This window comes from Marinobacter sp. (genome assembly GCF_034669625.1).
In the GTDB taxonomy this organism is placed as follows: domain Bacteria; phylum Pseudomonadota; class Gammaproteobacteria; order Pseudomonadales; family Oleiphilaceae; genus Marinobacter.
In genome coordinates this window covers 1-6,992 of sequence record NZ_JAXMOY010000034.1, presented here as the reverse complement: position 1 = coordinate 6,992, position 6,992 = coordinate 1, and the positions used below count along the sequence as shown (strand labels likewise).

The window sequence follows — 6,992 nt, the reverse complement described above, 5'->3', positions numbered from 1 at the left end:
TTCAATTGCTCTCGCCCCGGCTTGCAAACCAGATAGCCGCCGGTGAAGTGGTGGAGCGTCCCGCGTCTGTTGTTAAAGAACTGGTGGAAAACGCTCTGGATGCCGGCGCCAGCCGGGTTGATATTGAGCTGGAGCAAGGCGGCGTAAAACTGATCCGGGTCCGGGATGACGGCTCTGGCATCGCTGAAAATGATCTTCCGCTGGCTCTTAGTCGGCATGCAACCAGCAAAATTCTGACGTTGGATGATCTCGAGGCCGTAGGCACCTTGGGGTTCCGGGGTGAAGCGCTGGCCAGCATCAGTTCCGTATCTCGTCTCTCGTTGACTTCCCGAACGGCCGATCAGGAAGCCGCTGCCCGGGTCGAAGTAGAAGGTCGGGATATGGATGCGAAAATCTCGCCGGCCGCGCATCCCGTTGGCACCACCGTTGAAGTGCGTGACCTGTTTTTCAATACCCCTGCACGCCGCAAGTTCCTGCGCACGGAAAAAACGGAATTCAATCACGTCGATGAATCCATTCGTCGGCAGGCTCTCAGTCGGTTTGATGCTGGCTTTACTCTGCGCCATAACCAGCGCGTGATTCAAAGCTTGAGGCCGGCTGAATCGAACATCGATAAAGAGCGGCGGATCAGCTCGCTCTGTGGTCAGCAGTTTATTGATAATGCGGTGGTTATTGAGGCTGAAGCCAGCGGCTTGCGCTTGTGGGGGTGGGTGGCGCTGCCGACATTCTCCCGCAGTCAGGCCGACCTACAGTATTTCTTCGTTAACGGTCGGGTTATTCGCGATAAATTGGTGGCCCACGCGGTGCGCCAGGCCTACCGGGACGTGCTCTACAATAATCGTCATCCCGCGTTTGTGCTGTATCTCGAGGTTGATCCGGCCACCGTGGATGTCAATGTTCACCCGACCAAGCACGAAGTAAGGTTCCGCGATGGCCGGCTGGTTCATGACTTTATCTTCCGCACGTTGCACAGAGCCTTGGCCGACGTGCGCCCGGCGGACCATTTCAGGGGCGCCGAAGCACAAGCGTTGAGCCGAGAGCCAGACGCGGCTCAACCGAGCGCTAATCCGGCTGCTTACGCCGCTTCACAAGGTGCTGCACCCGCTCAATCACCCGCTTATAACGGTGGGTTTGGCCATTCCGTGCCCCCTCAGCCTCAGCAAGACTGGAAAGCCAGCGATCAAATGGCGTTTTACAATTCCCTCAACGCCGGTGGTGGCGTGACGGAAACATCGCGTCCTGATCCGTTCGAGAGTCAGCCAGTGCCCACGCCGCCACAAGATGGTGAAGACGAGCCACCGCTCGGTTATGCCATTGCACAGCTTCATGGCATATACATCCTTGCTCAAAGCCGAACCGGCATGATTGTGGTCGATATGCACGCGGCCCACGAAAGGATTACTTACGAGCGCATGAAGCGGGCTTTGGTGGAGCAAGACCTGAAAAGTCAGCCGCTGTTGGTGCCGGTTTCACTGGCGGTCAGTCAGAAAGAAGCCGCGTTGGCGGAAAGTCATGGTGATGAGTTGCAGCAACTGGGGCTGCAAATAGAACGGATTGGTCCCGAAACGCTGGCGGTACGGCAGATCCCTGCATTGTTACGCGGAGCAGATACTGAACAGTTGGTGCGTGATGTACTGGCTGACCTGATTCAGAACGGCCAAAGCGACCGGGTTGAAGCGGTGACCCACGAACTGCTCGGTACTATGGCTTGTCACGGTTCCGTGCGGGCGAACCGGCAGTTGACCATTCCAGAAATGAATTCGCTGCTGAGGGATATGGAAGCGACTGAGCGCAGCGGTCAATGCAATCACGGTCGTCCCACCTGGACGCTGATGACTTTGTCTGAATTGGATAAATTGTTCCTGAGGGGGCGCTAAACACAATGGCAGGCGAGCAACAGGCTGCGTTTCCCCCAGCTATATTCCTGATGGGGCCTACGGCTTCGGGTAAAACGGATATGGCCATGGCCCTGTGTGAGCAGTTGCCGTGCGAGATCATCAGTGTGGATTCAGCCATGATCTACCGAGGCATGAATATCGGGACCGCCAAACCAACGGCGGAAGAGTTGGCGAGAGCACCTCATCGGCTGATCGATATTTGTGATCCCGCCGACACCTATTCAGCCGCAGACTTTGTTCGAGATGCCTTGGCGGAAATGGCCGAGATCACCGAGCGCGGGCGAATTCCGCTGTTGGTCGGTGGCACCATGATGTATTTCAAAGCGTTGTTGAACGGTATGTCGAGCTTGCCATCGGCCGATCCGGAGCTGAGGGCCCAGATCGAACAAGATGCTGAGGCGCGGGGGTGGCCGGCGTTGTACGACGAGTTGCTCGCCAAAGACCCGGTTGCCGCGGACATTATCCATCCCAACAACCGACAGCGTCTGATGCGAGCGATTGAGGTTATTCGATTAACCGGGCAGCCCATTTCGGCATACTGGCAGGCCAGCTCAGGAGTCGCCTCAGAGCAAACAACCTCTGATATTAAGGATTACACCTATTTCACCAAGTGGCAGGCAGACGAAAGTGCTGACCTGCCGTATACTGTTTTCCAGTTTGCGCTCGCTCCGACAGAGCGCGAGGTCCTTCACGAAAGGATTCGTGTGCGCTTTCTGGCGATGCAAGACGCAGGGTTTCTCGATGAAGTCCGGCACCTGATGGAGCGGGGTGATCTCAATCTTGAATTGCCCTCCATGCGTTGCGTCGGCTACCGCCAGGCATGGGAGTATCTGTCCGGTGAGTGTGATCATGAAACCTATTTGAACAAGGGTATGGCCGCGACTCGCCAGTTGGCGAAACGTCAGCTTACCTGGTTACGAAAATGGCCGGATGTACAGTGGCTGGATAGCAATAACTTACAAGTGGTGCTCGAAACCTTGAAAAAATCAGGTCTACACACCACATTTAACTCTGCAAATTGACGATCTGCACCTACCTCTAACAGGAGAATACTCATGTCAAAAGGGCATTCCTTACAAGACCCTTACCTCAATGCTTTGCGCAAGGAACGCATTCCCGTTTCTATCTTCTTGGTTAACGGCATCAAGCTTCAGGGCCAGATCGAGTCTTTCGATCAGTTCGTAATCTTGCTGAAAAATACCGTTAGTCAGATGGTGTACAAGCACGCTATCTCCACGGTTGTACCTGCCCGTAATGTACGTCTGCCGCAGGCCAATCCGGCCGGAGAGGAAGAAGCTGAAGATTAAAATCCGGTGTTTCCGGTTCTGACACCCGCGGTGCAGGGCAGCCTTTGAGCTGAGCTGGCCGCGGGTGTTTGTTTTTATGGAGTTGATAATATTTTGTTTGAACGTCCTGACGTTGGAGAACGGGCGGTTCTCGTACACATCGAATTCACCGCCCATGATGGTTCTGAAGACCCGGGTGAGTTTCATGAGCTGGTAACCTCAGCAGGTGTCGAACCGGTGGATATGGTGACTGGCACGCGTAAGCAACCCAGTCCTCGGTTGTTTGTGGGCGAAGGTAAACTTGAAGAAATTCGCGATGCGATTGTCGCCAGCGAAGCCGATGTGGTGTTGTTTAATCACGCATTGAGCCCAAGCCAGGAACGAAATATCGAAGGTGAGCTTAAGTGCCGGGTGTTGGACCGAACCGGTGTCATCCTCGATATTTTCGCCCAGCGTGCCCGTACCCATGAGGGTAAACTGCAGGTGGAACTGGCGCAGCTCGAGCATATGTCTACCCGGTTAGTTCGTGGTTGGACGCACCTTGAGCGCCAGAAAGGTGGTATCGGCCTGCGCGGTCCTGGTGAAACCCAGCTGGAAACTGACCGACGTTTGCTGCGTGAGCGCATCAAGTCGATTCATAAACGGTTGGAGAAGGTCCGTAAGCAACGGGATCAGGGGCGACGGGCTCGTAAGCGCGCTGACGTTCCTACCTTGTCGTTGGTGGGATACACCAACGCCGGAAAGTCGACTTTGTTCAATAAGGTCACCACGGCGACGGTTTATGCGGCGGACCAGCTGTTTGCGACTCTGGACCCAACGCTTCGCAAGCTGGAACTTCCGGACATCGGCTCGGTCGTAGTTGCAGATACGGTAGGCTTCATTCGCCATTTGCCGCACAAATTGGTGGAATCCTTTCGTGCGACTCTGGAAGAAACTCGGCAGGCATCGTTGCTACTGCACATCATTGATTGTCATGATGAACGCCGTGATGAAAACATCGAACAAGTCGAGAACGTGCTGCTGGAGATTGGTGCCGATGAAGTACCCCAGTTGCAGGTTTTCAACAAGATAGACCTTCTGGATGACTTTGCAGCCCGAATTGACCGTAATGAAGACGGTATTCCGGTCAGAGTGTGGGTGTCGGCGATATCCGGAGCAGGCATGGATTTGCTCTTTGATGCCATTGTAGAGCGTCTTGCAGAAGACGTGGTTCATCATTTTGTGTTGCTGGGGCCGGCAGATGGGAAGTTGCGCGCCTTACTGCATGAGGCCGGTTCCGTGTTGAGCGAAGAGTACCGGGAAGATGGTGATACCGTAGTAGAGGTTCGGTTGCAGAACCGCGATTGGTCGCAGTTGCTCAGTCGGGCAGGTGTGAGCGAAAACGAGGTTCGGCTGGAAGACAGAGCGTTGTGAATCAGGCCGCCTATTGCCGGGGGCTTTATAAATCCCTAGTATTTGCAGCCATTCGAATAAACACGAACGGAGAGTATTATGGCCTGGAATGAACCGGGTGGTAACCGTAACGACAATGATCCTTGGGGAACCGGTGGTCGTCGCGGCAATGATCAAGGACCGCCAGATCTGGACGAGGCGCTGAAGAAAGGGCTCGATAAGCTGAATCGTATGTTGGGCGGCAAAGGCGGCTCTGGCAATAACGGCAGCTCCGGCTCTGGAAGCAGCAACAGTGGCTTTGGCGCTATTTTGGCGATTGCCGCCATTTTGGCGTTCGGTTATGTCTTGTACCAGTCGTTCTACACCGTAGACGAACAGGAACGAGCGGTTGTACTGCGCTTCGGTGAGTACAGTCGTACCGAAAGTCCCGGTCTGCGCTTCAAGGTGCCGTTGATCGATTCCATAACGAAAGTCCGCGTAACCAACGTTCGCTCCGCCCGTTCTAGTGGGCAGATGCTGACTCAGGACGAGAATCTGGTAACCGTGGATCTTCAGGTTCAGTATCGGGTTGGAGACGCGAGGGCATACGTTCTGAACGTGCGTGACTCAAATCAGGCTTTGGCTTTTGCGACCGACAGTGCTCTGCGTCACGAAGTGGGCAGTTCTTCGCTGGATGACGTATTGACTGAAGGGCGTGCGGAACTGGCTGTTCGCGTTGAACAGCGTCTGCAAAGCTTCCTGAAGGAATACGGCACGGGTCTGGAAATCGTTCGGGTGAACGTGGAAAGTACGCAGCCCCCTGCGGCCGTGCAAGACGCGTTCCGTGAAGTTCAGCGGGCCCGTGAAGACGAGCAGCGCGCGAAAGAAGAGGCCGAGACCTACCGCAACAAGATTGTTCCGGAAGCACGAGGTCAGGCTCAGCGTTTGATCGAAGAAGCGAATGCTTACAAAGCTGAAGTGATTGAACGGGCTCGCGGTGAAACCTCACGTTTCAACCAGCTGTTGGCTGTGTACGAGCAGGCGCCGGTGGTCACTCGTGAGCGGATGTATATTCAATCCCTTGAGCAGGTTTTGGGTAATAGCAGCAAGATCTTTGTGGATGCGGAAAGTAGCGGCAACATGATGTACCTGCCGTTGGATAGGCTGACTCAGGGGCGCATGTCGGGCTCAGGTTCCCGGTCGTCTCAATCAGGTAATCAGGAAGTCGATGTTCAGGCGCTGACCGATCAGGTTTTGCAAGAGTTACGCGCCCGTCAGGATGGAAACACCCGGAGGAGTAGATAAGTTATGGGACCTAAAGGTGTATTGGGCCTTGCAGGCACTCTTATCGTCGTCCTGCTCGTGCTGTCTAGCGTATTCATCATTCCTGAGACACATCGCGGTGTGAAACTCCGTTTTGGTGAGTTGGTTCAAACCGATATCCAGGCCGGTATTCATTTCAAAGTTCCGGTTATTGATCAGATTCGTGAGTTCGATATCCGTGTGCTGACCATGGATCTCCCTTCACGTCAGTACCTCACCATCGAGAAAAAGCCGCTGGATGTGGATTCCTATGTGGCGTGGAAAATTCGTGACGTTGATCAGTTCTATCGCGCCACCGGTGGCGATGAGCGCCGGGCGGAAACGCTGATTCTGTCTCGGGTCGATAACGGCCTGCGTGATGAATTTGGTGTCCGTACCATGCACGAAGTGGTTTCCGGTCAGCGTGACGAGTTGATGCACGCACTGAGAGACCGTGCCAACGAAACGGCGGTTAAAGAGTTCGGTATCGAAATCCTCGATATTCGGGTTAAGGCGATCGAATTTCCGGGTGCCGTCAGTGAAAACGTTTATCGCCGGATGGCGACCGAGCGTCACAAGCTGGCACAGGAATTTCGTTCCCGTGGTTTGGAATTGGCGGAAGGTATCCGTGCTGATGCCGATCGTCAGCAAACTGTAACCTTGGCAAATGCCTTTGCCGAAGCGGAAATGACCCGTGGTGAAGGTGATGGTGAGGCCGCTCGGATTTATGCCGAAGCGTACGGCAGCAATGAAGAGTTTTATAGCTTTTACCGGAGCTTGCAGGCTTACGAGAAAACCTTTGCCGGCAAGGATGACATCATGGTCATCGACTCCAACAGTGCCTTCATGAAGTTCTTGAAGGACCCAGCCGGAGCTAACTAAACCAGTTGGCTCGGGTGGAAAACCGGAATACGTAAGTGTTCCGGTTTTTTTGTGTCTGCCAAGAGTGTAGAATCCTTCCGGTTTGGTTTGGGCATTTCTTCGCCCGGACATCCTGAACCCTGAGTCATTCCCCCCGGCACCTGAGCCGGTGACGGAAAAACGGACAACAGAATCTCATGACAGTATCTGATCGCTGGTTACTGCCAGATGGAGTTGAAGACATTCTTCCTCCGCTGGCCGGACGGATCGAGTC

General features: G+C 54.5%; 6 protein-coding genes. All 6 read left to right on the top strand.

Translation table 11 applies throughout. The annotated features are described in order from the left end of the window. Nucleotides 1-1,877 (top strand): DNA mismatch repair endonuclease MutL (gene mutL, locus VOI14_RS15570; protein ID WP_323752957.1); only part of this gene is annotated, 1,877 nt, incomplete at its 5' end. A 5-nt stretch (nt 1,878-1,882) separates the two neighbouring features. Continuing rightward, the gene (gene miaA / locus VOI14_RS15565) at nt 1,883-2,920 is read left to right on the top strand and encodes a tRNA (adenosine(37)-N6)-dimethylallyltransferase MiaA (RefSeq protein WP_323752956.1); all 1,038 of its coding nucleotides are present in this window, start codon (nt 1,883-1,885) and stop codon (nt 2,918-2,920) included. 33 nt (nt 2,921-2,953) lie between these two features. Further along, nucleotides 2,954-3,205, top strand: coding sequence for an RNA chaperone Hfq (hfq, locus tag VOI14_RS15560; protein WP_323752955.1), 252 nt, complete (start codon nt 2,954-2,956; stop codon nt 3,203-3,205). Nucleotides 3,206-3,295: 90 nt separating this feature from the next. Then, the gene (gene hflX, locus VOI14_RS15555; RefSeq protein ID WP_323752958.1) at nt 3,296-4,597 is read left to right on the top strand and encodes a ribosome rescue GTPase HflX; all 1,302 of its coding nucleotides are present in this window, start codon (nt 3,296-3,298) and stop codon (nt 4,595-4,597) included. Nucleotides 4,598-4,675: 78 nt separating this feature from the next. Next, a complete protein-coding gene (gene hflK / locus VOI14_RS15550) occupies nt 4,676-5,860 on the top strand; it encodes an FtsH protease activity modulator HflK (protein WP_323752954.1) in 1,185 nt (394 codons plus the stop codon). A 3-nt stretch (nt 5,861-5,863) separates the two neighbouring features. Continuing rightward, on the top strand, nt 5,864-6,739 hold the full coding sequence (gene hflC, locus VOI14_RS15545; RefSeq protein ID WP_323752953.1) for a protease modulator HflC: 876 nt from the start codon (nt 5,864-5,866) through the stop codon (nt 6,737-6,739). Nucleotides 6,740-6,992: the final 253 nt, after the last annotated feature.

Excerpts from the sequence above, each read along its gene's own strand:
- miaA (WP_323752956.1), top strand. The coding sequence starts at position 1,883 with ATGGCAGGCGAGCAACAGGCTGCGTTTCCCCCAGCTATATTCCTGATG.
- hfq (WP_323752955.1), top strand. The coding sequence starts at position 2,954 with ATGTCAAAAGGGCATTCCTTACAAGACCCTTACCTCAATGCTTTGCGC.
- hflK (WP_323752954.1), top strand. The coding sequence starts at position 4,676 with ATGGCCTGGAATGAACCGGGTGGTAACCGTAACGACAATGATCCTTGG.
- hflC (WP_323752953.1), top strand. The coding sequence starts at position 5,864 with ATGGGACCTAAAGGTGTATTGGGCCTTGCAGGCACTCTTATCGTCGTC.